We start from the raw sequence: 21,709 nt of genomic DNA, 5'->3' as shown, positions 1-21,709 counted from the left end.
GGGACTAAAACGAGGCGACCGACTTCAGGCCGACCGCAGCGAACGCCACACCCGACACCGTCTCGCCGTCCTTGTTCTTAAACGAGTACGGCGACATCCGCGGGGCAATCAGCTCAACCACCATGCCCTCCTCGAAACCCTCACCCGGGTCCGCGTCCAGCGTGAACCGGACCTCCTCACCCTTCTCACCCCGGACCTTCGCCTTCAGGAACAGCGACACCGCAAACTTCTTCTCACCCGTCTGCCGGTCCGTCACCTCGAACTCGCGACCCTTCTCGTCCTTCGCGATCTTCACGCCCGGCACCTCCGCAACACGGGCGGTGTAGTTACTCAAGTCGCACGGAATGTTCCGCATGGCCTTCTCCTTTGTCGGTGTTCTCGCTTGCTGACACTAACGCTAAACCACAGACGTCAGTGGGTCAACGTCAGACGTTAGATCGTGTGCGAAGGCAAATCTTCAACCACAGACGTTGGTCGTTTGTCATGTAAGATGAGCGCATGACGCGCGACTACCGGCCCGCGTACCAGCGGGTACTAGACGACCTTCAAGAGCGCATCGCCGCAGGCGATCTGAAACCTGGCGACATGGTGCCGAGCGAAGGGGAGTTGGCCGAAGAGCACGGGATCTCTCGCGGCTCTGTACGAGGGGCGATCCGAGTCCTTCGAGACACAGGGATCGTGGAGGTCATTCGTCCAAAAGGCACGTTCATACGAACGCCGCCGACTCGAACAGTCCGCGAACCCAGTTCGCGCTACCAGTGGGAGAAGGATAGAGCACTACTGTCCCGCGAAGAGCGACTATCAACGGGGGCCAGCGAAAAAGAGAGCGGGCTCGACACCGCCGATCTTGAGTTTTCGGCGAAATATGAAAAAACCATTTCCGATGAATACATTTCCGGCAGGCTTGGAGTAGAGGAAGGCACCCAGGTTCTCAAAAGGACGTACTCCACGACGAGCATTAAATCAGGGTCAGTCATAGGTAGGTCAAACTCGTATATCCCGCTGGATATCGTGGATGGAAACCCGGACCTTCTTGACGATCGTAACGAGCCTTGGCCCGGGGGCACGCAACACCAACTCAGTACCGTAGGCGTCGAGGTAGACTCAATCTCTGATCGGATACTGGCCAGAGTACCAACCGTTGACGAACGTGAATCGATGAAGATTCCCGAAGGTACTCCGCTATTCGTTATCGAAAAAACGTCTATCGACATTGCTGGCCGTATTGTGGAATTTTCGAGCATTCTTCTCCCCGCTGACCGGGCAGAACTCAAGTACTCCATTCCCTTGAAGCGATGGAAAAAGGGGCAACATGCCGGTAATTAGTGTCATTACCGCCGTATACCATGGTGGTCACCATTTCCTACGGGAGGCGTACAATTCCCTAGTCGCGCAGAAGCTTCCTAACGGCTGGTCCTGGCAATGGTGCATCCAGGAAGATGGCGATACCGGTCTGCCCGCCGACGAGATCCCAAACGACGAGCGAGTGTCATACGGAATTGGCCTTGGTGGACGAACAGGAGTTGCCCGGACGATGGCGCTTGCCCGCGCATCTGGGATGTACGTTCGAACGCTAGACGCCGACGACATGTTGCTTCCGGGCGCACTCACTCGTGACATTGAAACCCTGGATAGCGTGCCGTGGTGCACTTCTGCGTGTGTAGACCTCCTGCCGAGCGGCAAGATCGTGCCGGGTCCATACGACCCCACGCCGGGACTGCTCGATCCAGGTCGCTTCTACCGCGAACATGAGGCTGACCGATTGTCCGTGCAGGCAGTGACCTTCGCGGCGCACACGGATCTAATTTGGGCGCTCGGTGGCTGGCCAGCATTGACCGGCGCGGAGACGGACGGACTACTCCTTGCCGCCGAAGCCGTAGCCCAAGGGGCATTCATCGGAGAGCCGGGCCTTATCTACCGGAAGCACGCTGCCCAAACGACGGCATCCGACCGGTATTGGCATGCAGACGAAGCGAAAGCACGCAAGGACGCGGTTCGTCATAGAGCCCGCGCGCTCCGGCGGACCAACTGGTCCTGGAATCCTCGCCAGCCGGTCCCAGCCAGTGCCTAGACCTCCGTGTTCAGAGTTTCCTTACTTGTTCAAGGCGGCCCCTCCGGGGCCGCTGAGCACTGTGTTTGATCCGCGGGCAAGCCCCGCCGGGGCGTGCGGGCTGGCGCCCGGTCCCCGGCGGTCGCCCGCGGAAAAGCAGCCCAGCGACCACCCGCCGGAGGAGCCGCAGACAGGGGCTCACCGATCAAGAGATGTCCTCGCCGGACGGGCAGGTCTCCAGGATGGACAAGTGGGGCGCATCGGTTGCGTTCGTGCGTGCCTGTCGTCCATCCCGACGACCTCCCAAGGGCTATCAAGCCTGTCAAGGGGGCAGTCCCGCGGTACGCTCACCAGGGGCGGGAAGGTGCCCCCTTGACAGGCTTGATCGGGCTGAAGCCAGGTCGACGGGATGGACGAAGAGGCCCCCACTTGTAGGTTGAGACGGCGGTGGTCGGCAACCCACATTCCGCCCACATGACACCGGCGAACAACGACTGACAACCATGATCACGGACAGGTATTTTCTTTGATAGCAAAGGAAATACCGAACCCGACGCAGGTCGGGCAAGAGCCGAGTAAGTACAAGGGGTCGCAGGTTCAAATCCTGTCAGCCCGACGGACATCAAAAGGCCGCCTGGCCGGGGTGAAAACCCTGGTCAGGCGGCCTTTGTTCTTTCTCTTGATGATCTTGCTCATGATCTACACGGCGCGGAGCTGGGGACCACGTGGGGACCGCAGGTGCTTCGTCAGCAGCTCCCCCGCGTCCGACACCGACTGCTTGTCGGGGTGCAGGTATCGCTGCGTAGTGGTCAGCGAGCCATGCCCGGCGATCTTGCGCAGGTGGTGGACTGGCACCCCGGCATCGGCCATCCAGGTCAGACCCGTGTGCCGCAAGTCGTGACGCCGCAGATGCTCGTACCCGAGCTTGGCCACCACCTCATCCCACGACGTCGCGTCACGGAGCACGGCCGTTGTGATCCTGCCACCCCGAGGCCCCCTGAACAGTCGCCCGTCGGGGTCCTTGTCCACGAGCGCGATCCGGCGCTTCACCAGATCCCGGATGTCCTCGATCAGCGGAACCGTCCGCGCCCGCTTGCCCTTCGTGCCCTTGTCCACGAGCCCGCCGGGCGACGGCGTGGTCTGCCGCCGCACCGTCCACGTCCAATCCTCAGTGTTGATATCCCGGACGCGGCAGCCCGAGACCTCACCGATCCGAGCCGCCGTGCTGGCGGCGAACAGAACGACATCACCCCAACCCCGGTACTCACCGGAAGACTTCAATACCAGCGCGTCCGCGAGTGTGGTCAGCGAGAGCCAGTCCGGCAGCGCGAGCGAGCGCGGGTCGTCCAACTCGTCCTCCGCCCGCTTGTACTCGTGCTGCCAGCCCGTCACCCGCGCAGGGTTGCGATCGATGATCCCGTCTCGCAATGCCTGCTCCATCACGCGCACCAGGATCGCAATCGAGTTCTTGACCGTCGACCGGCCGCACTCCTCAGCGATCCAGCCGTGTACCGCGCGATCAACCGCACCGGTGCTGATCATGCTGACCGCCAGGTGGCCCAGGGTCGGCACGACCCGCTTCCGCCAGCCAGCGAGATAGGGATCCGTCGTCTTGCTTTCCAGACCTCGCAACGCCATCGGCATGTTCGAGTTGCCATAGTCCACAAGCGACATCGTGGCCGTGTGGGGATCGATGCCCTGTGCCGCAGCACGCTTCATGCCGTCAATCCAGGCTTCGGCGTCCTCCGAGTTGTCGAACGATTCGGACTTCGAAGGGCGCTTCTTAGTGACAGGATCGACCCAACGGACCCGCGCGCGGTACGCCATCGTCCTATCAGGACGGTACTCAATGTCCGTCGACAGCGAGATACCCAGCGGCAGAACCACATCCTTTGCCATCATGCCGCCTTTCGCGGGTCTACTCGCTTGCTCAACAACCAGGCTTCTACGTCATGCGCGCTGTACATGGTCACGCGCTCCGACACCTGAACGAACGGCGGACCTTGGATCGGCCGCGCAGTACGCCACCGCCGCACCGTGGACGGGTCGACGCCGAGCAGCTTGCCGAGTTCTTCAGTCGTGTACCAGCCTCCATCGAGCAACCGTGTCTCCATCACGCCTCCCCTCTACGCTGCTTGCTGAGTTGCCGAAACATCTGCGCCCGGTGGTCCGGAAGCGGCCAGTAGCGCCCGGTCGTACTCGGCTCGCCAGGTGATCCGTTCCGCGATCGCGCGCATCACGAGGTGATCCCTCGGCGGTACCTGGGGGTCGCCGGGCTCGACCTTCCGCCAGACCAGCCGCCCCGGATCGGGTTGAGGCTTCTCGATCCCGATCTCCGCCAACGCCTGCGCGACGAACGCCTTCCGATCGGCCTTGTGGTCGACCAGCGTCTTGCCGGACCACTTGCGCGACACCAGCACCCGCCGCCCCGGCAGGCCGAGTGTGGTCCGTCGATGAGCCCGCCCCTTGCAGTGCCCCGCAGTCGTCTTCGCGTTCACGCCCTTGGGCTGGACGCCATACAGCAGCCAGACCGCACACCGAGGCGAGCACGGCGTGACCGATAGCTCCGCGTGCAACCGGTCGTGGTGATCCCGCTGCTGGGCCGTGTCGGCCTCCACAACCTCACCCGTGGACTTGGTGAGGTACTTGGTCAGGTAGCCGATGTGCCGCCCAGCCTCGTTCGTGCCGCCGAGGATCCCCTTCGAGTGCACCTGACGCCCGAACATCACCACGTGCGCCGGGTCCTCCACCTGGTCCACCGCGTCCTCCCACGCGGTGAGCGGGTCACGGGTGTCCGGGTCGACGAAGCCCCGGTCGGGACCATCCCAGACCGGCATCCGATCCACGTAGACCACCTGGTCATGGTTGGGCCACCAGACTTGGTGATACGTCGCTTCCGTCACCTGACGAACGACCTCATGCGAGATCGCACCGCGGATTGCGGTGTGCAGGTGCGGGGCGGCCCGACGCTGCGGCTCGACCGTCGCGAAGTACTGCGCGTCCCAGCCGACCACGCGCCGCAGGTTCTGCCACCACCGATCCACCAGCGCCGAGAAGTGCACAGCATCCCGAGCGGCCCGCCGGTAGTCGTAGGTCGACGGGTTCACCGGCGAGCCATCGGAGCGGACCGGGCCGTAGCTGTCGCAGGTCAACGTGACAAACATTGAGGGCCGAAACTTCCCCGCGTACTCCCGCCCCACGGTGGTCTTGGCGACCTTCCGCCGGGGCAAGTTCGGCGCATCCTGGCGCCGTTTGGTGGATCGCTTCACGCTCCGTTTCGTAGGCACGTCGAGGGTTGGCAGGCGGCCGCGCATCCCGAGTTGCCGAAGTTCCTCATCCACCGAGCGGATCTCGCCGCGCAGCTCCTCGGCCTCCGCTTCGTCGTGCTCGACCACGTCCCGGTAGGCCGCCACCAGGTCCGCCCTATACGTGAGGAGTTCGGTTTGATCCTCGGTCGGTTCGGCTGGAGTCAGGTCCGGCTCGGCATCCATGTGCCAGCCTTCACGGCACTGGACCTGACGCAACGCCTTGGCCTTCCGGGCACACGGCAGGCACGCCGATTCCACGGTGGACCCGCACGGGACCGGCACGTACCGGAGTTCCCCGGTGGTGGTGTCGCCAACTTCCATCGTGAACGGTCGTACACAGACGCCGTGCTTCTCCGCCGTCGCCCGGATGACGTCGGCCGCGAGGGGTTGGCGCATCCGGGCCGCCCGGGATTCGGCCGGCGGGCTGGGTGGGGTGGTGTCCATCAGGCAGCCACCCCCTCAGGCCGTGCCCAGCTATGCAGCACGAAGACCGGCATGTCCTGGCGAGCACCGGCGGGCAGGTCCGGAAACGCCGCCTCTTCGAACAGGACGCCGCCGTAGACGTCGACGGGGACACCGCAGGGCATCCGGCCGGAGATGGACAGGTGCACCGAGCCGCCATCGGAAACCCGCCAGATCGAGGCAGTCACCTCGTCCAACGTGGCTGCCCAGCGCAGCAGGCCCCCGGCGAGTGCCGCCAGGTCGCCCCGGGTCCCGAGCTGGACCACCACCGGGCGACCGGGCCGACCGCCGATGTCCAGCGACGCCACGTCGGGCAGGTAGTGCAGGTCGAGGTGATCCCGGATCGCGTCAAGGAAGACCATCAGCGTGTTCACGCCGCCACCCCCTCAGCCCGACGCGGCGCGGACAGGTCGACGAGACCACCGTTGGTGACGTAGTGCTCGAGCGCCTTCACGTCCCGGTCGTCGACCCAGCCTGCGCGGATACGTAGGGGTTCGCGCAGTCCTTCGCCCCACACGTAGCCGATGCCCGCTTCGGACTCGCCGATCCGGTTCGCCCAGGCACCGCGCTCATACGCACCGTCGCCGAGGACCATCCCGACGTGCGTCTTGGACGTGACCCGCAGGCAGACACGGCGGGTGAACAGCTCCCGCACCGGCACAGTGTCCTTCGTCGGCTCCTGCACATACCCGCGTACCGACATGCCCAGCGCCCGGCCTTGGGTGGTCAGCAGCGCAACGCGTTCCACGATGGCGTCTCGGGTCTTGCGGTCGGTGTACTTGGTCAGGGCGCCGATCTCGTCGAACTCCAGCAGTTCCAACGGATACTGCGTGCTGATCGGGATCGTGCGGACCCGTCCGGCGAAGGTCCGCTTGCGGTCTTCCATCTCGGCCACCAGGCCGTCGAGCACGTCCAGAGCGTCCTTTCCGGACACCGCGTAGCGGGCGAAGATGTTCCGGCCGTAGGCCAGCTCCATCCCCTTGGGGTCGATCCCGGACATCCGGACCACCCCTGCCCGGATTGCCGACGCGGCGGAGACGAGCGGGCACCACATCACCGAGTTCTTGCCCGCCCCCGACGCACCGGCGGTGAGGCAGTGCGCGCCCGCGCCGAGCAGCGGCACCTTCCAGTCCTGTCCGTACTCGGTGGTCCCGGACCACACTCGCCGCAGATCCACCCCGGTCTTGTCGACCGCGAGCAGGTCCGGCACGGGAAGGGATCGCACCACCGAGGCCAGTTGGTCACGCCGTTGGAAGTCCACTGACACGACATTCGGTTCCAGCTCGCGGATCTGGCAGCGAGCGACCTTCCGCGCCGAGGCCAACGCGCGAGCTGCCTCGTCGAAGTCCTCGGGCTTCTGGCCGGGCACGAGCTGAACCCGCACCTCATCCCACGACGGCCCGGACCGGACGCCGAGCACCTTGGGCACCTGCACACCCGACGAGCTGCCGCCTGTGGTGGAGCGGGCGACCGAACGGCGCCGGACCAGGTTCACTGTGACCACTACGGGCAGGGCGTCGTTCTTGATGCTCAGCCCGCACGCGTGCAGCCAGCCGGGGAGCTTGCGGCCGTACAGTGCCCAGCGCAGCCACCAGGCCCGTAGGAACCGTCCGCACCACTGATCAAACGAGATGCGATCGATCGCCGCCCACACGCCGAGCACGGACGCGACCGACCCGAGTACCACGGCCAGCGAGGGCCAGCCGAGCCGCGAGCACCAGGCGTAGGCGGCCACGATGGTGAGGCTGGTCCGCCAGCGGAGCACGACCTGTGAGGCGAGCCAGAAGGCGGCCTTGCACAGCCACCACAGCGCCACGAACACGACCGCCAGCGCGGCCAGCACTTCGAGGATCGCGGCCAGGGCCCGTCCGATCTTGTGGAGCACCCACACGCCCGCGCCGAGCACGAACACTGCGGTGACAAGGAATCCGGTCGACATCACCGGTCACCCCGCTTCGCGGCGGAGAGATCCAGCGGCAGCACGCCCAGGCAGGCGGCGCACTTGGTCTCACCTGTGAGCAGCTTGGCGAACTTCTTGCATTCGGCGCAGCGCGTTCGGGTGACCCCGGCTGGTGCGCGACGGTTGTCATCATCTAGCGTTGTCATTGTTCACTTCCTGCGGTTGTGGACAGCGCAGGAGCGGTGAGGTTGGTCGCCAGTTCCGCTTCTGCGCCTTACGGATTCACGCACCCGCATCAGGGCGTGTTTGTACGCCGCACGACATAGCGTGCGTTTTTCGTTGCTACCGTTGACTTGTCGTTCGTCTACACGGGACTATCGGATCTGCTGTTTGGCCTCCTGGATCCGCGAGGTCACCGCGTCCGCCTTCCGTCGCTCGTAGCCCGCCCAGTACAACGCCTCATGGTGGTGCCCGCGATCCACATCGGACACCGCCTCATACATCCGCGCGTTGCGCTGGTGAAAGACAAGCCACGCAGCCAGGTTCGCGTCAGCGTTCGGGCGCCGTTGCAACGCCACATCGTGCGCGGCCCGCAACGTCCGAGGTTCGGTCTCCGCCATCACGCCGACCCATCCCGCTGACGCGGCGCAGGCGACGGACGGCCAGGACCGGTGGACTTGCGTTCCCAGTCCCGCGCGAGGTCCGAGAACCCCTCGGCCGCCGACTCCAAAGCGGCGACACACCACCACGGCAACCCGCGCGCCTGGGCCAGCTCATGCCAGGCCCGTGACACCCGCCGGGCCGCGTTCGCCGTGTTCTGCGCACTCACCGGCGACAACACCTGCGTGCCGTGCTGCCAGGCCGCCATGTAGTCCCGATACGCCAGCTCCCACGCCCGGACCTGCTCACCGAAGCCCGCCGCGTCCCGAGTCTGCCCCCGGGTGCCCATCACGCCGCCTTGGCCGACGCGTCACCAGCCGACCGCGAAGTCTTCCCGCCCGTGACCGATCCGGCCGCCTTGAACCCGGTCGCGCGGAACATGTACGACTGGTACTTGAACTCGCCCTGCCCCGCCACCTTCGGCTCCGCCGTCAGCCCCTCCAGCTCGATCGGCCGCATCCCCGGCAGCACCTCACTCGTCGTGGGCACCGGCTGAACGTCGGCGAGAAGCGTGATCTCGAACGACGCACGCTTCGCCTTGGTCTCCGACGGGTCGGTCACGGTGACCTTCCACTGCCGCTTCCCGCTGATCTCGTCCACCCGCTGACGCGTCGCCCGACCCGCCGCACGGTCCTCGCGCGACTGGTACTCGGTGTCCGGCGACACTTCGCCGACCATCACCAGGCCCTGCGTGAACGCGTCCTCGAAGCCGATGGCGAACCGGTATCCCTTGTCGATAGCCATGTCTGTATCCCTTGTGTCGTCTGCTAGTTGGTAGCTTCTGGCGGTTCTTCGCCGCTCAGGTCTCGTGCTGCTGCGGCGTCGAGTGCCGCGCTGACTAGTTCGAGTTCCCTCCGGAGCACGGCGATCGCGGCCGAGTCCACGAGCAGGACCACTGGGAACGCCTTGCCGAACCGGACTTCCGCGCGGTTTGCGTACGTCAGCGCCCTGACGCGAATCGGCAGATCAGCCGTGACGTGGATCTGAACCGTGTCGCGCATGCCACGCCGCGCCTACGCCGCGCGTCGGGGAAGTACCGTCCGCTTGCCCAAGCCAGACGGCCGGACGGCGGTTTCACTGGTCACGCCTACCTCCTCGGTGTCCTGGCACCGGGCCTGTCCCGGCAACCTGACACCAATCTCCGCCAAAACGCGGGACGTGATCACCACGTGGCGGGACATCTTGGGACGTCCCTGGTACGGTCCAAGACGTCCCTACAAGTCCCAAGGGGTGCGGATGCCGAACGAACGCCTACGTGACGCGCTGCTGCGCAACGGCCTGACGCTGGAACAGGTCTCCAAGGCCGTCGGCGTCGACCAGAAGACAGTCGAGCGCTGGATCACCAAGAACCGGACGCCGTACCCCAAGCACCGGCACAAGATCGCCGCCATGGCACGCGAGTCAGAAACCTACCTCTGGCCGGACTCCGTGGCGCCCGAACGCAAGGCTGAGACGGCGGCCGCAGAGGTCGTGCGGGTGTTCCCGCACCGCAACGCCATCCCGGTCGAGTTGTGGGACCGGCTGATCAAGGAAGCATCGGAGACCGTCGAGGTCCTGGTGCACGCTGCGCTGTTCCTGGTGGAACGCCCACGGTTCATCAAGGACCTGACCGCCAAGGCAGCAGCAGGCGCGAAGATCCGCCTCGTGTTCGGAGATCCGGAAGGCGAGAGCGTCGCACTACGAGGCGAGGAAGAGCAGCTCGGCGACGGGACCCTTGCGGCGCGCATCCGCAATGCCCTGGCGTCCTACCGGCCGCTGATCGGCGTCGACGGAGTTGAGATGCGGTTTCACAACACTACGCTCTACAACTCGATCTTTCGCTTTGACGACGAAATGATCATCAACACGCACGTCTACGGCTTCCAAGGCGCCCACGCGCCGTCCCTGCACCTGCGCAGACTCTCCGCCGGGGACCTCTTCGAGACCTACTCCGAAAGCTTCGAAGCCGTCTGGAACCTCGCCAAGCCCGCCACCTTCTAGGAGGCCACAGCGTGACCCGCGTCGACTACTACAACGACCCGAACGCCCCCAAGGCCAACAGCATCGCCGTCGCAGTGTCCGCGTTCATCCAGGACGACGAAGGCCGAATCCTCATGATCCGGCGGACCGACAACGACCTGTACTCGATACCCGGCGGCCAGCTTGAGCTCGGCGAAACGCTGGCACAGGCTGCCGTGCGCGAAGTTCGCGAAGAGACCGGGATTGAGTGCGAGGTCACCGGCATTATCGGGCTCTACTCGAACCCCAACCACGTCATCGCTTACGACGATGGCGAAGTCCGCCAAGAGTTTTCGATCTGCTTCCGTGCAATTGCTACGGGTGGCAACTTGCGTACCAGCAGTGAAAGTAAGGAAGTATTTTGGGTTAGCGCCTCAGAGCTGGACGCCCTGAACATCCACCCCTCCATCAGAATAAGGATAGACCATGCCTGTATTCCGCAGAATCAAGTATTCTTCTCTTGAAATATCGATGAGCGATGGACTTGAGGCCAAGAGGCAATGATCCAACTTGCGGTTGATCGATTATCGTTTCTTGACGGAACGACGGAAGATATTCCAGAAGATGGCGTAACGCTGATCGTCGGCCCCAACAACGCTGGCAAGTCTGCACTATTGCACGAGATCTTTCTTGGTCTTGTGAACAATACGTTTCAGGATAGCAATAATTGGCTAAATGGGATGTCCATTGTCCGGGAAACCAACGCTGACGTCTTTCGGGAATGGTTCACTAAGATAGCTCGACGTATGCCCGAGGGACTGGGAACCGGTAGAAGCTTTGGAATCTGGGACTCGTCGGGCGGACAGCAATTTGTCTCCTTGGAGCAGGCGCATCAGGTCTGGATGACAAATCCTGCGCTCGGGGTCTTGTCTGGGCGCGTCTTGGCATATCTGGATGCCATGTCGCGTCCAAATCTTCTTCAGTCCGCCGGGCCGCGAGAGCCAATTGCTCCCGCACTAAATCCAATTCATCGAATTTGGGATGATCGGGAACTTGAAGTCAGGATGTCGAAAATGATTCGGCGCGCATTCGGCTTTGACATCTCGATCAACCGCTACAGTCTCGGCCCGCAACTCTTGATGGGGCGACCGAGCCTTCCTGACGAGCGGCTGCCGCCAAGTCCGGAACTGCTCGAGCAGTACGCCGCGCTTCGGCCGTTGATGTCCCAGGGTGATGGCGTACGAAGCTTCGCGGGAATTCTGGTCAGCGTCATAGCTTCGGGCGTGTCGGTTACCCTTATCGACGAGCCCGAGGCGTTTCTTCATCCGCCTCAGGCTCGTCTTCTTGGGCGGTACCTCGTGGAAGAAACGCCAGCTTCTGGACAAGTCATCATCGCGACGCATAGTTCAGAAATTCTCGAAGGTGTACTTAATAGCGCAACTCGGCGTCCAATAAAGATCATTAGGGTTTCGACGCAGGGGCTTGACCCGACGAGAATTCGGACGACTATCCCGCCCGCGCGACTAGCAACCTTGTGGTCCGAGCCACTATTGCGGTATTCCGGCATGCTTAATGGTCTATTTCACAAGGGGGTTGTTGTATGCGAATCTGACGGAGACTGTCGGTTTTATGAAGCCGCCTTAGATGTCTACCTTAATAAAGAGCTAGAGCACGATCTTCTATTTACGCATGTGGGAGGAAAGGCGCGGTTGGCACAGTCCATGCGCGAGCTCTGCTCCTTTGGCGTGAAAACGGCGGTAATCGGCGATATCGATGTGTTAAACGAGCGCGAGCGTGTCTTCAATCTTGTAAAAGCGGCCGGAGGAAATCCAGACGAATTTGTTCAAGACCTTGATATCGTAAATCGCCAGATTACTGGTCGAACAGCAGGTCCGACGGTCGAGAATCTGCGCGAGGCGACCAAAGATATTCTCCGGCGGCAAAATAGGAGCACCATCACTGATGCTGAGTCCAAGGGAATTATCGATGCCGTGAAGATTAAAACCGGTTGGGGTGAAGTGAAACGGGCTGGCGTTGCAGCTTTTGAAGGCGACGCGTCCGGAGCGATTGATCGAATACTGGAGAACCTTAGCAATTATGGGATTTTCCTTGTTCCCGTTGGTGAGCTAGAACGTTGGTTCAAGGATGTCAATGCGAAGCATGGCATTGCTTATGTGACACGGGTTCTGGAAACTAGGCGGCACGAGAACCTTACGCCGGAGCTAATTGATTTCCTTGGAAAGTTGACGTCCTATTTCGGTATGCAGTCAGCATTCACGGGACCTTCCATTCGGGAGAGCAGCTAGCTCGGAGACAGGTCCTTGCCGAATTTGGCTCTATGGGATCAAGGCGCCGCCGACGGCGGCGCGCAGGTCGCCACACGTACGGCGGGCTCCGCCCCATGGCGACACGGACGGCCTGCCGCTCCGCTCCGGCCGCCGGTCGCCGGGCGAGCCCGCCGATAGCGCAGCACCGCACAGCGCGCCGCCGCCGACACCATGACCACCGAGCAACACGGCAGCTCTGCCACCCGACGCGCATCAGCTGGACCCGACCTCTCGAGGTGGCCGCTCCCTCGCAGGCGATCCTTTAACACCGGCCCGCCGCCATCAAGGGCGCCTTCGGCGTCGCTTCGCGATGAGCTGAAGCTCCCCCTTGACACCGACGACCCGGCGCTAACTGCGGCATGGGCGAGGAAGACGGGGGCGGTCAGCCACCACGTACCGCGCCATCGAGCCCGACCCGCCGAGGGAGCCTGCCGTGAAGCTCAAGCAGCCGAACCGCCGCCTCAGCCCCAACCAGCTCACGCTCTGGACCAGGGCAGAGCTGGGGACCACGTGGGGACCACACGTGGTGCGCGATCATGAACGAGCCGCAGGTCACCGAACGTCAGACGATCTTGTGCAACTGGCCCTGACCTGCGGAAACCGCTACTCCAACGTCCTGGGGGTCAAGGGGTCGCAGGTTCAAATCCTGTCAGCCCGACCGGACGAAGACGGCCGGTGACCTGGTGAAATACCAGGTCACCGGCCTTTCTTGACATCGCTTTGCTCCTTCCCTTCGTTGCCGTAAGTCCACGATGGATGGCCGCCGGGTGACTACCGTTCCCCGCGCTGGGAACGAAAGATCTGCTCCATCGCCACGGCGCCTTCGAGGATCATCGGCCGAATCTGGTGCCGGTAGACCTGCTCGGTGACCGCAGTCCCGCCGTGCCCGCACAGCCGTGCGATGTCCTCGATCGGCGCCCGCGCATCGGACAGCAGCGACACGAAGCTGTGCCGCATCTCCCGCGCGTCCAAGCCTCAGGCGCCTTGACCACCCGCCGCACGTTGTGCGAAGCCGGACGCCGCAAGCTCGCCGCGATCGCCGCCGCCCACGCGCCCCGCATGGGCGAGCAGCTGGCCGAGGCGATCTTGACCGCGCTGGCCGAGCAGACCGTCACCGTCCCAGGCACCGGCCGCGGGCATGCCCAGACTGGCCGACAGCCTGAAAACCGTGCTCCAGCAACGGAAACAGGTCACCGCCGAGGTCGAGGGGATACTCGATGCACACCCTCTTGCCAGGGTCCTGACCTCGATGCCCGGCATCGGAATCAGGACCGCCGCCCGCATCCTCCGACGTCGGCGACGCCTCCCACTTCGTCAGCTCCGCACACCTCGCCACCTATGCCGACATCGCCCCCGTCACCCCCGGCTCCGGCACCAGCATCAACGGCGAGCACCCCGCCCGCACCGGCAACCGCCAGCTCAAACGCGCGTTCTTCCTCGCCGCGTTCGCCTCGCTCTCCGACCCGACCAGCAGGACCTGCCACGACAGGAAGAGCCGAAGGCAAAACACAACGCCGCCCTCACCTGCTTCGCCCGCCGCCGCTGCGACATCCTCTACGCCATGCTCCGCAACCACACCCACTACCAGCCGGACCGAACCACACACCTCAACGCTGCGGCTTGGCCAAACCACCTCCGGTCAGCAGCACGCCGCCATCCACGACCAGCAGCTGCCCCGTCATCCACGCGGCTTCATCGGAGAGCAGGAACGCCACGACGCCGCCGATGTCCTGTGGCACGCCCAGACGCTTCAGGGGATAGTCGGCGGCCACCTCGGCCTCACGGTCCTCGTAAAGTGCTGTCGCGAATCGTGTCTTCACGACCGCTGGGGCCACCGCATTGACTCGGATGCCGGGTCCGAGTTCGACGGCCAGCTGCTGGGTGATCTGGTTGAGCATGGCCTTGCTCGAACCGTAGAAGCCGATTCCGGGCGCCGGGCGAAGCCCGGCAACGGAGGAGACCTTGACGACCGCTCCGCCGTGCTCCTTCATCCAGCTCTGGTGGACCTGCTGCACCCAGGAGAGCGCGGCCAGGCAGTTCACCTCGAAGATCTTGCGGGCCGCGCCCAGGTCCAGGTCGACGAGCGGGCCGTAGGTCGGGTTGATGCCCGTGTTGTTGACGAGCAGGTCCGCGCTGCCGAACGTGTCGATTGCACGCTCGACGACCTCCGCCTGGTGATCCAGGTCGTCGACTTGTCCCGCGACGCCGAGCGCAAACTCGGGACCGCCCAGCTGAGCCACCGCCTCGTCGAGTGCTTCCTTCTTCCGGGCAGTGACGACGACCTTGGCGCCGTCAGCGACGAGCTGTTTCGCGATGGCAAGGCCGATCCCCCGGCTTGCGCCGGTGACGATCGCGGTGCGGTCTGCGAATCTCGGGTTCATCGAGGTACTCCTTCAGGGGTCTTGGCGGCGGGCAGGGACCGATCGGCACAGGCCGTGCCGCTGTTCACGGGCACCATCCGCCGACCATGCTTCGAGCACCCCGACCACGGGGGCCTCGACGATCTCGGTGGCGCGAAAGGCCGACATCGCCTGGAAGTGTTCGACGGTGCCTGCGCGACGAGGGCGTCCCGGGACGACCGCTCGTCGACCATCACGGACTCGTCGGGCATCCTGCGGACCCGGAAGGAGTCGTAGCGCAGACACACCTGTTCCGCACGGATCTTCGCGAGCGAGCCGGCCACGACGGTGACAACTGCGCCCCTCGGCCAGGACACGCCCGGACCGTGGCGACGACCTGAATCACATCACTCGTGACCTGGTCAGAGTCCGAGGTCACGACCGATCAGCTCCTTCATGATCTCGTTGGAGCCGGCCCAGATCTTGGACACCCGGGCATCACGCCAGGCCCGGGCCACCCGGTACTCGTTCATGTAGCCGTAGCCGCCATGCAGCTGTACGCAGTGGTCGAGCACGTCGTTCTGCACCTGCGCCGTCCACCACTTGGCCTTGGCAGCGTCGACCGGCGACAGCGTCCCTTCCACATGTGACATCACGCACTGATCGACGTACGCCTGGGTGACCTCGACTCGCGTGACCAGATCGGCGATAAGGAACTTGTTGTGCTGGAACTGGCCTATGGGCTGCCCGAAAGCCGCCCGTTCCCGCGAGTACCTGATGGTCTCGTCGAGAACGGCTCGCGCATGGGCCAGGTTCGTGACGGCGCCGTTCAGCCGCTCCTGGGGAAGCCAGGTCATCAGGTGCCCGAACCCACCGTCGTATTCGCCGATGAGGTCGTCCTCACTGACCCGGACGTCGTGGAAGAACAGTTCGGCGGTGTCCGACTCGTCCTGCCCGACCTTGTCGAGCCGGCGGCCGCGGGCGAAGCCCGCACGGCTGGTTTCGATGCCGAACAGCGAGAGACCCCGAGCTCCCCTCCCGGATGTGGTCCGCAAGGCCACGACGATCAGGTCCGCCGAGTACCCGTTCGTGATGAACGTTTTCGATCCGTTCACGACGAACTCGCTGCCGTCGCGGACTGCCGTCGACCGCATCCGGGCCAGGTCCGAGCCTCCGGAAGGCTCGGTCATCGCGATGGCGGTCAGCAGCTCACCGGAGGCCATCCGGGGAAGCCACCGCTTCTTCCGCTCATCGGTCGCCAGGTGCAGGAGGTACGGCACGACGATGTCAGCGTGGATGCCCACACACGACGCGAGCGCCATGCTGACCTTGGCGAGCTCCTCGGTGAGGACCGCGTTGAAGCGATAGTCATCGGCTCCGCCGCCGCCGAACTCCTCGGGGATCTCCAGCCCGAGAAATCCGTGATGGCCCGCCCGGAGCCAGAACTCTCGCGGCAGCCCGTGCGCAGCGCGGTACTCCTCGAGTCGCGGCTCCACCTCACGGGCGAGGAACGTCCGCACGGAGGCACGAAACGCGTCGTGCTCGGGTAGGTAGATAGATCTCGGCACCCGCCCATCATGACATAATTGATGTCGACGTCAAGTTCGATTCACTGGCGGCGTCCGACGGGGCGACAGTCGACGCGCACCGCGCAACGGGGGCCGATCGGACGCGTCGAACTCGGCAACCTTCAGCTCGCCTGCCCTCAGCCGATGTATCGGCGTCCCATCCGGGGCCGCCCGGGACAGCCACGACTTGAGGGTGCGAGAGAACGACTTCGGGTCGATCCCGCCCGCGGCCATCCAGGCCGCGATCGACCCATGCACGGGCACGGTGAGCACGCCGCCGCAACCGAGGAGGACCGCATCGACGGGTTCGCAGGACAGGACATCGCCTCGTCCCACCCGCGCGGATCAGACACCCGGACCACACTTGAACTTGACTTCAATCTCAAATCAGTGTCACGCTTCCTGCCATGACCCAGCAGAAAGGACCTCGCCGATGACGACGAGCAAGGAGATCCACCTGGTGCGTCGGCCGGTGGGCGAACCGCAGCAAAGCGATTTCAAGACAGTCGAGGCCACAGTGCCCGACGGCGCCGGCGCCGGGGAACTCCTCGTCCGCAACACCTGGATGTCTGTCGATCCTTACATGCGAGGCCGCATGAACGACGTCAAGTCCTACGTCGCACCGTTTCAGCTGGACGCCCCCCTGGACGGCGGCGCGATCGGAACCGTGGTTGCGTCCGGGGTCCCTGGGATCCCGATCGGCGCCGAGGTTCTTCATGATCTCGGTTGGCGGGAGTACGCCCTCGTTCCAGCTTCGACCGCTCGCGTCGTCGACACGTCTGTCGCGCCGGCCCCCGCGTACCTCGGGGTGCTGGGCATGCCGGGCCTGACGGCATACACCGGGCTCACTCGGATCGCCCCCGTGAAGGAGGGCGACGTCGTGTTCATCTCCGGTGCCGCAGGTGCCGTCGGGCTGGTAGCCGGAACCGTGGCGCGCAAGATGGGCGCGTCGCGCGTCATCGGGTCGGCCGGAGGGCCGGAGAAGGTCAGGCGTCTCGTCGAGGAGTTCGGTTTCGACGCGGCGATCGACTATCGCGAGGACAGTTTGCGCAAGGCCCTTGCCGAAGCCGCGCCCGCCGGGATCGACGTCTACTTCGACAATGTCGGCGGTGACCACCTCCGTGCTGCTCTGTCGGAAATTCGCGACCACGGCCGGATCGCCTTGTGCGGCGCGATCTCCCAGTACAACGCCACCGAGCCGATGCCTGGGCCGGACAACCTCGGGCTCGCCATCGGGCGGCGCGTTTCGTTGCGCGGGTACATCGTGAGCGACCACTACGACCTGTACCGCCAGTACGTCGCGCAGGCTAGCGCGTGGCTGCGCGAAGGAGACCTGACCGACGAGCACATGGTGGTCGACGGCATCGACCATGCCGTCGACGCCTTCCGAGGACTGCTGTCAGGGGCCAACACGGGCAAGATGGTCGTCCGGCTCTGACTGAACCGTCACGCAGGGTCCCGGCAAAGTTGGTCGAAGACCCGTGAGCAGCAGAGAGAGAGCCATGGCTGCCGCGTCATCATCGACGACACCTGCCATCTTCGTCGATCACGCCCGGCAGCCTCGTGGTGTGCGCCAGACCTGTCTCGAATCCGTGAAGGGGTCCTTCACAGACTCAGAGTCCGTGAAGGACCCCTTCACGGACCTCCGCAGTCTGCGCAAGGCCCCTCACACCGACTTTGCCGGGACCCTGGAACCGTCACGGGTAAGGGACCGGCTTCGGTGCCAGACCAGCGCCGGTCGGCGTGGCAGGTGTTGAGTGTCGCAGGCGGTCTCGTACTCGGCCGGGGTGAGGTAGTCCAGGCGGGAGTGGAGGCGGGCGTTGTTGTACCAGCCGACCCATTCCATGACCGCGTATTCCACCTCGGACAGACCGGCAAATGAGGCGTGTCGGTTGACGTCGGTCTTGAACAGCCCGATGATCGACCCTGCCAGCGCGTTGTCGCAGGCGTCGCCGACCGACCCGATGGACGCTGATAGTCCTTGCTGTGCAAGGAAATCGGTGAATGCTACCGGCATCGCTGTGGTGGATCAGTCCTGGCTCGACCGGATGCCCGTGGTGATCCCGCCGCCACAGCGCCATGTTCGGCTCGGGGCGTCGGCGGTGAAGTCCCGGTTGGGCTGCGCAGCCAGCGGGCGTCTTCCGTCGCCCGTACACAGCTTCGGGTGCATCCTGCACGTCCAGCAACGCGTTGGTCAGGTGCGCGTCGGTGATGTCACGCTCGGACGGTGGCCGGCGGCGGGCCTTGCGGTAGTTCCTTGGCGCGATCCGGATCCAGTGCGCGCAGAGCACACGGCAGATCGACTCGACGCTGTGGACCCGGCGGCATTCGTCGATGAACCCGATGATCAACGGTGTCGCGAGTCGAGTTCCCGCGCGAAAAAGCCGATGGCATGCGCGGCAGCGTAGGCCGATCCGTACTCGCCCGGGTGTTTCATGCGGTGTGACGTAGGTTTTGCTCTGAGATGCGCGAAGTGCCTGTCCTGTAAGGGAAGCTACGGATTGTCTAAGTCTGTAGTGGTGCTCACGGGAAGGTACTTCGCGGGTGAAGCGTAGCAAGCGGTCGGGGCGGGTCAAGGTCAGTGCCGATGGGCGTGGTGTGGTGTCGCATGCCGGGGTGGGGATGCTGCGGGAGTTGGCCCGTGATACCGGGCCTGGTCGAGGGGGTGACTGCGGCCTTGGCCGATACCTATGCCGGTCCGTGGGTGCATGCGCCGGGGCAGGTGTTCGCGGATATGGCGGTGGCCATCGCGGATGGCGCGGACTGTGTCTCCCATGTCGAGGTCTTCGGTGACCAGCACCAGGTGTGTGGGCCGGTGGCCAGCATGCCGACCGCCTGGCGGATGCTGGACAAGATCGATGATGAGCATCTGCCCGGCGTGCTGGCCGCGCGGGCAGCGGCGCGGGAGCGGGCGTGGGCCGCGGGTGCCGCCCCGGATCTGAGCGGGCTGCTGGACATCGACTTCGACGCCACAGTCACGATTTCGTACTCGGAGGACAAGGAAAACGCGGCAAGAACCTGGAAACGGACGTTCGGTTTTCACCCGTTGCTGGCGTTTCTGGACCGCCCGGAGGTCTCCGGTGGCGAAGCGCTCGCGGGTCTGCTGCGGCCGGGCAATGCCGGGTCGAACACTGCGGCCGATCACGTCACGGTGCTGGAGCGGGCGTTGGCGTCATTACCGGCCCATGCTCGGCCGTGTCCAGGTGATCCAGGCTCGGTGCGGGTGGTGGCCCGCTCGGACTCCGCCGGCGCCACCCACGCCTTCGCTACGGCGTGCCGGGAGAAGGGGGTGTGGTTCTCCTTCGGGTTTCCGGTGGACGGCCGCGTCCAGGCGATTGTCGACCAGGTTCCCGGCCAGGCCTGGGAATCGGCCATCGATCGCGACGGCAGGATCCGCGGTGGCGCCTGGGTCGCCGACCTCACCGGGATGCTCGACCTGCGGACGTGGCCGGAGGGAGCGAAAGTCATCGTGCGTGCCGAACGCCCCCACCCCGGTGCGCAGCTGAAATTCACCGATGTGGATGGACATCGGATCACCCCGTTCATCACCGACATCGGTGACGGAGTCATCGCCCGGCCAGACCGCGGGTCTGGAACTGCACCACCGCCAACACGCCCGGGTAGAGGACCGCATCCGCCAGGCCAAGGCCACCGGGTTGCGCAACCTGCCCTGCCGCGGATTCGCGGAGAACACCGCCTGGCTGGAGACGTTACTCGCCGCGACCGATCTGCTGTCCTGGACCAAAATTCTGGGTTTCACCGACACACCAGTACTGGCTCGCGCCGAGATCGCCACATTCCGCAACCTGGTCCTGCACGTGGGTGCCCGGATCACCCGAGGTGCCCGCCAGGTCCGAGTCCGTATCGATGAAACCTGCGCTTACGCCGAGGCAATCGCTGCAGGTTGGTTGAAAATCCGCGCCGCCTTCACCTGATCCGCACCCCTTGTCCCTGCGAGCGAAAGACCCCGGAGCGGCCGACACAAGCAGGTCGGCCGATCAAGCACGCCCACACCCAGAAACACCCGCCGCACGATCAACAAACCTGAAGCAAGATCAACTCAATATCGCACGAAAGGCCGAGGCTCGTTCAGGCGATCCAGAGCCAAACGGACAGCCGTCTCCCGGACTTCGGACGGATAACGCTTGGGCATGGTGACCATCATCCTCACGAAAGGAAGCGGCCCCAACCCGTGACTGTTCAATAGGTCGAACCAGGTCTCCACGCGGTCGACGCGTTACATCCAGCGGCACCGAGATCGAACCAGTGATCACCAGTGACGACCCATCTCGGTGGCGCGACCGTGTCAGAGCGGGGCCAGGCCGGCGAATGCAGGGTCGCGCCGCTCGAGGAAGCTCGTCACACCCTCTTTGACATCGGGCCATCGGAGCGATTCCAGCATGAGGCGATCCGCATCGGCGACCGCTTCCTTGAAGTCGCAATTGAGGCCGCGCAGAACCTGGCTCTTGATGGCATGCATCGACGCCGGTGAGCAGTAGGTCGCGAGCTGCTCCGCGTAGCCCACGGCGGCATCGAGCAACTCGCTCTGCTCGACAACCCGGTCGACAAGGCCCATCGAGGCTGCCTCATGCCCTTGCACCACGCGCGAGGAGACAAGCAGGTCGAGTGCTCTGCTCTGACCGACCAGGCGGGGGAGGATCCACGCGACCCCGTACTCGGCGATCAGGCCACGGCGAGCGAAGGCCGTGGTGAACTTCGCCGTAGGTGTTGCAAATCGCACGTCACAGTAGAGCGCCTCGACGAGCCCAAGGCCCGCGGCCGCACCGTTGATCGCTGCGATCAGCGGCTTTCGGAACAGCATCGGCCGGTGCCGCGGTGCGGCGCGCGTGGGGAGAGCGTTGATCTCGACCCGGCTGACGACCTGGAGGTCCTCCATGTCCGCGCCGGCGCAGAACCCGCGCCCCGCTCCGGTGAGCACGACCGCGCGCACGTCAGGGTCTGCTTCTGCTTCGTCAAGGTGCGCGAAGTAGCGGTCCTCGAGCGCGTCGTTCCACGCATTCAGCCGATCGGGCCGATTCAGCGTAAGCACGAGTACGCCTCCTCGCCGCTCGGCGAGCACGGTATTGCTGTGGTCTGTGACCGCGGTCTTCGACACTGCCTTGGCCCACCTCTCTTGAGTCTCGCCGCGCTCACCGT

General features: G+C 64.6%; 22 protein-coding genes and 2 pseudogenes. 8 read left to right on the top strand and 16 right to left on the bottom strand.

Annotated elements, in window-relative coordinates; genetic code table 11:
- Positions 1-4: 4 nt before the first annotated feature.
- A complete protein-coding gene (locus tag ATK36_RS31080; RefSeq protein WP_342751988.1) occupies positions 5-295 on the bottom strand; it encodes a hypothetical protein in 291 nt (96 codons plus the stop codon).
- A 203-nt stretch (positions 296-498) separates the two neighbouring features.
- Here ATK36_RS31080 and ATK36_RS31075 point away from each other — a divergent pair, with 203 nt between their 5' ends.
- The gene (locus tag ATK36_RS31075; RefSeq protein ID WP_098514675.1) at positions 499-1,326 is read left to right on the top strand and encodes a GntR family transcriptional regulator; all 828 of its coding nucleotides are present in this window, start codon (positions 499-501) and stop codon (positions 1,324-1,326) included.
- Positions 1,313-2,071 carry a glycosyltransferase gene (locus ATK36_RS34910; RefSeq protein WP_098509271.1) on the top strand — a complete coding sequence of 253 codons (759 nt, stop codon included), beginning with the start codon at positions 1,313-1,315 and terminating at the stop codon, positions 2,069-2,071. Before ATK36_RS31075 ends, ATK36_RS34910 begins: the two co-directional genes overlap by 14 nt.
- A 678-nt stretch (positions 2,072-2,749) precedes the next feature.
- Here ATK36_RS34910 and ATK36_RS31065 read toward each other — a convergent pair.
- The 10 genes from ATK36_RS31065 to ATK36_RS31025 form a co-directional block, all read right to left on the bottom strand.
- Positions 2,750-3,949 carry a tyrosine-type recombinase/integrase gene (locus tag ATK36_RS31065; protein ID WP_098514674.1) on the bottom strand — a complete coding sequence of 400 codons (1,200 nt, stop codon included), beginning with the start codon at positions 3,947-3,949 and terminating at the stop codon, positions 2,750-2,752.
- Positions 3,949-4,164, bottom strand: coding sequence for a helix-turn-helix domain-containing protein (locus ATK36_RS31060; RefSeq protein ID WP_098514673.1), 216 nt, complete (start codon positions 4,162-4,164; stop codon positions 3,949-3,951). The genes ATK36_RS31065 and ATK36_RS31060 overlap by 1 nt, the downstream gene beginning before the upstream one ends.
- A 12-nt stretch (positions 4,165-4,176) precedes the next feature.
- Positions 4,177-5,802: a replication initiator gene (locus tag ATK36_RS31055; RefSeq protein ID WP_098514672.1), complete on the bottom strand. Its 1,626-nt coding sequence runs from the start codon at positions 5,800-5,802 to the stop codon at positions 4,177-4,179.
- On the bottom strand, positions 5,802-6,194 hold the full coding sequence (locus ATK36_RS31050) for a hypothetical protein (RefSeq protein WP_098514671.1): 393 nt from the start codon (positions 6,192-6,194) through the stop codon (positions 5,802-5,804). The genes ATK36_RS31055 and ATK36_RS31050 overlap by 1 nt, the downstream gene beginning before the upstream one ends.
- Positions 6,191-7,759, bottom strand: coding sequence for an FtsK/SpoIIIE domain-containing protein (locus ATK36_RS31045; RefSeq protein WP_098514670.1), 1,569 nt, complete (start codon positions 7,757-7,759; stop codon positions 6,191-6,193). The genes ATK36_RS31050 and ATK36_RS31045 overlap by 4 nt, the downstream gene beginning before the upstream one ends.
- Positions 7,759-7,926 (bottom strand): hypothetical protein, encoded by a 168-nt coding sequence (locus ATK36_RS32670; RefSeq protein ID WP_170069987.1) that lies wholly within the window; start codon positions 7,924-7,926, stop codon positions 7,759-7,761. Before ATK36_RS32670 ends, ATK36_RS31045 begins: the two co-directional genes overlap by 1 nt.
- Before the next feature lie 168 nt (positions 7,927-8,094).
- Positions 8,095-8,340 carry an AMED_5909 family protein gene (locus tag ATK36_RS31040; RefSeq protein WP_098515318.1) on the bottom strand — a complete coding sequence of 82 codons (246 nt, stop codon included), beginning with the start codon at positions 8,338-8,340 and terminating at the stop codon, positions 8,095-8,097.
- Positions 8,340-8,669: a hypothetical protein gene (locus ATK36_RS31035; RefSeq protein ID WP_141544581.1), complete on the bottom strand. Its 330-nt coding sequence runs from the start codon at positions 8,667-8,669 to the stop codon at positions 8,340-8,342. The genes ATK36_RS31040 and ATK36_RS31035 overlap by 1 nt, the downstream gene beginning before the upstream one ends.
- Positions 8,669-9,124, bottom strand: coding sequence for a hypothetical protein (locus ATK36_RS31030; RefSeq protein ID WP_098514668.1), 456 nt, complete (start codon positions 9,122-9,124; stop codon positions 8,669-8,671). Before ATK36_RS31030 ends, ATK36_RS31035 begins: the two co-directional genes overlap by 1 nt.
- A 23-nt stretch (positions 9,125-9,147) precedes the next feature.
- The gene (locus ATK36_RS31025) at positions 9,148-9,381 is read right to left on the bottom strand and encodes a hypothetical protein (RefSeq protein WP_098514667.1); all 234 of its coding nucleotides are present in this window, start codon (positions 9,379-9,381) and stop codon (positions 9,148-9,150) included.
- A gap of 235 nt (positions 9,382-9,616) precedes the next feature.
- On the opposite strand from ATK36_RS31025, the gene ATK36_RS31020 reads away from it, so the two are divergent.
- The 3 genes from ATK36_RS31020 to ATK36_RS31010 are packed head-to-tail and all read left to right on the top strand — an operon-like array spanning position 9,617 to position 12,624.
- Positions 9,617-10,360 carry a DUF5919 domain-containing protein gene (locus ATK36_RS31020; protein WP_098515317.1) on the top strand — a complete coding sequence of 248 codons (744 nt, stop codon included), beginning with the start codon at positions 9,617-9,619 and terminating at the stop codon, positions 10,358-10,360.
- A gap of 11 nt (positions 10,361-10,371) precedes the next feature.
- Positions 10,372-10,842 carry an NUDIX hydrolase gene (locus tag ATK36_RS31015; RefSeq protein WP_098514666.1) on the top strand — a complete coding sequence of 157 codons (471 nt, stop codon included), beginning with the start codon at positions 10,372-10,374 and terminating at the stop codon, positions 10,840-10,842.
- 36 nt (positions 10,843-10,878) lie between these two features.
- The gene (locus tag ATK36_RS31010; protein ID WP_098514665.1) at positions 10,879-12,624 is read left to right on the top strand and encodes an ATP-dependent nuclease; all 1,746 of its coding nucleotides are present in this window, start codon (positions 10,879-10,881) and stop codon (positions 12,622-12,624) included.
- A 792-nt stretch (positions 12,625-13,416) separates the two neighbouring features.
- On the opposite strand, the gene ATK36_RS31005 is transcribed toward ATK36_RS31010, so the two are convergent.
- Positions 13,417-13,617, bottom strand: coding sequence for a site-specific integrase (locus ATK36_RS31005; RefSeq protein WP_245915334.1), 201 nt, complete (start codon positions 13,615-13,617; stop codon positions 13,417-13,419).
- 36 nt (positions 13,618-13,653) lie between these two features.
- Between ATK36_RS31005 and ATK36_RS31000 the strand changes: the two are divergent.
- Positions 13,654-14,233 (top strand): annotated as a pseudogene (locus tag ATK36_RS31000) (transposase); the annotation flags it as partial.
- Positions 14,234-14,252: 19 nt separating this feature from the next.
- Here the strand turns inward: ATK36_RS31000 and ATK36_RS30995 are convergent.
- The gene (locus ATK36_RS30995; protein ID WP_098514664.1) at positions 14,253-15,026 is read right to left on the bottom strand and encodes an SDR family oxidoreductase; all 774 of its coding nucleotides are present in this window, start codon (positions 15,024-15,026) and stop codon (positions 14,253-14,255) included.
- Between the two features lie 380 nt (positions 15,027-15,406).
- Positions 15,407-16,552 carry an acyl-CoA dehydrogenase family protein gene (locus tag ATK36_RS30985; RefSeq protein ID WP_098514662.1) on the bottom strand — a complete coding sequence of 382 codons (1,146 nt, stop codon included), beginning with the start codon at positions 16,550-16,552 and terminating at the stop codon, positions 15,407-15,409.
- Between the two features lie 433 nt (positions 16,553-16,985).
- Between ATK36_RS30985 and ATK36_RS30980 the strand changes: the two genes are divergently transcribed.
- Positions 16,986-17,990 (top strand): NADP-dependent oxidoreductase, encoded by a 1,005-nt coding sequence (locus ATK36_RS30980; protein WP_098514661.1) that lies wholly within the window; start codon positions 16,986-16,988, stop codon positions 17,988-17,990.
- Between the two features lie 228 nt (positions 17,991-18,218).
- Here ATK36_RS30980 and ATK36_RS30975 read toward each other — a convergent pair whose 3' ends face one another.
- Positions 18,219-18,569 (bottom strand): integrase core domain-containing protein, encoded by a 351-nt coding sequence (locus ATK36_RS30975; protein ID WP_098514660.1) that lies wholly within the window; start codon positions 18,567-18,569, stop codon positions 18,219-18,221.
- 527 nt (positions 18,570-19,096) lie between these two features.
- On the opposite strand from ATK36_RS30975, the pseudogene ATK36_RS30970 reads away from it, so the two are divergent.
- A pseudogene (locus ATK36_RS30970) lies at positions 19,097-20,487 on the top strand (IS1380 family transposase).
- Positions 20,488-20,858: 371 nt separating this feature from the next.
- On the opposite strand, the gene ATK36_RS30965 reads toward ATK36_RS30970, so the two are convergent.
- Positions 20,859-21,668: an enoyl-CoA hydratase-related protein gene (locus tag ATK36_RS30965; protein ID WP_098514659.1), complete on the bottom strand. Its 810-nt coding sequence runs from the start codon at positions 21,666-21,668 to the stop codon at positions 20,859-20,861.
- Positions 21,669-21,709 lie beyond the last annotated feature (41 nt).

This window comes from Amycolatopsis sulphurea (assembly GCF_002564045.1).
Classification (GTDB): domain Bacteria; phylum Actinomycetota; class Actinomycetes; order Mycobacteriales; family Pseudonocardiaceae; genus Amycolatopsis; species Amycolatopsis sulphurea.
The sequence above is the reverse complement of the archived record's forward strand: the minus strand, read 5'-3'. Positions and strand labels throughout refer to the sequence as shown.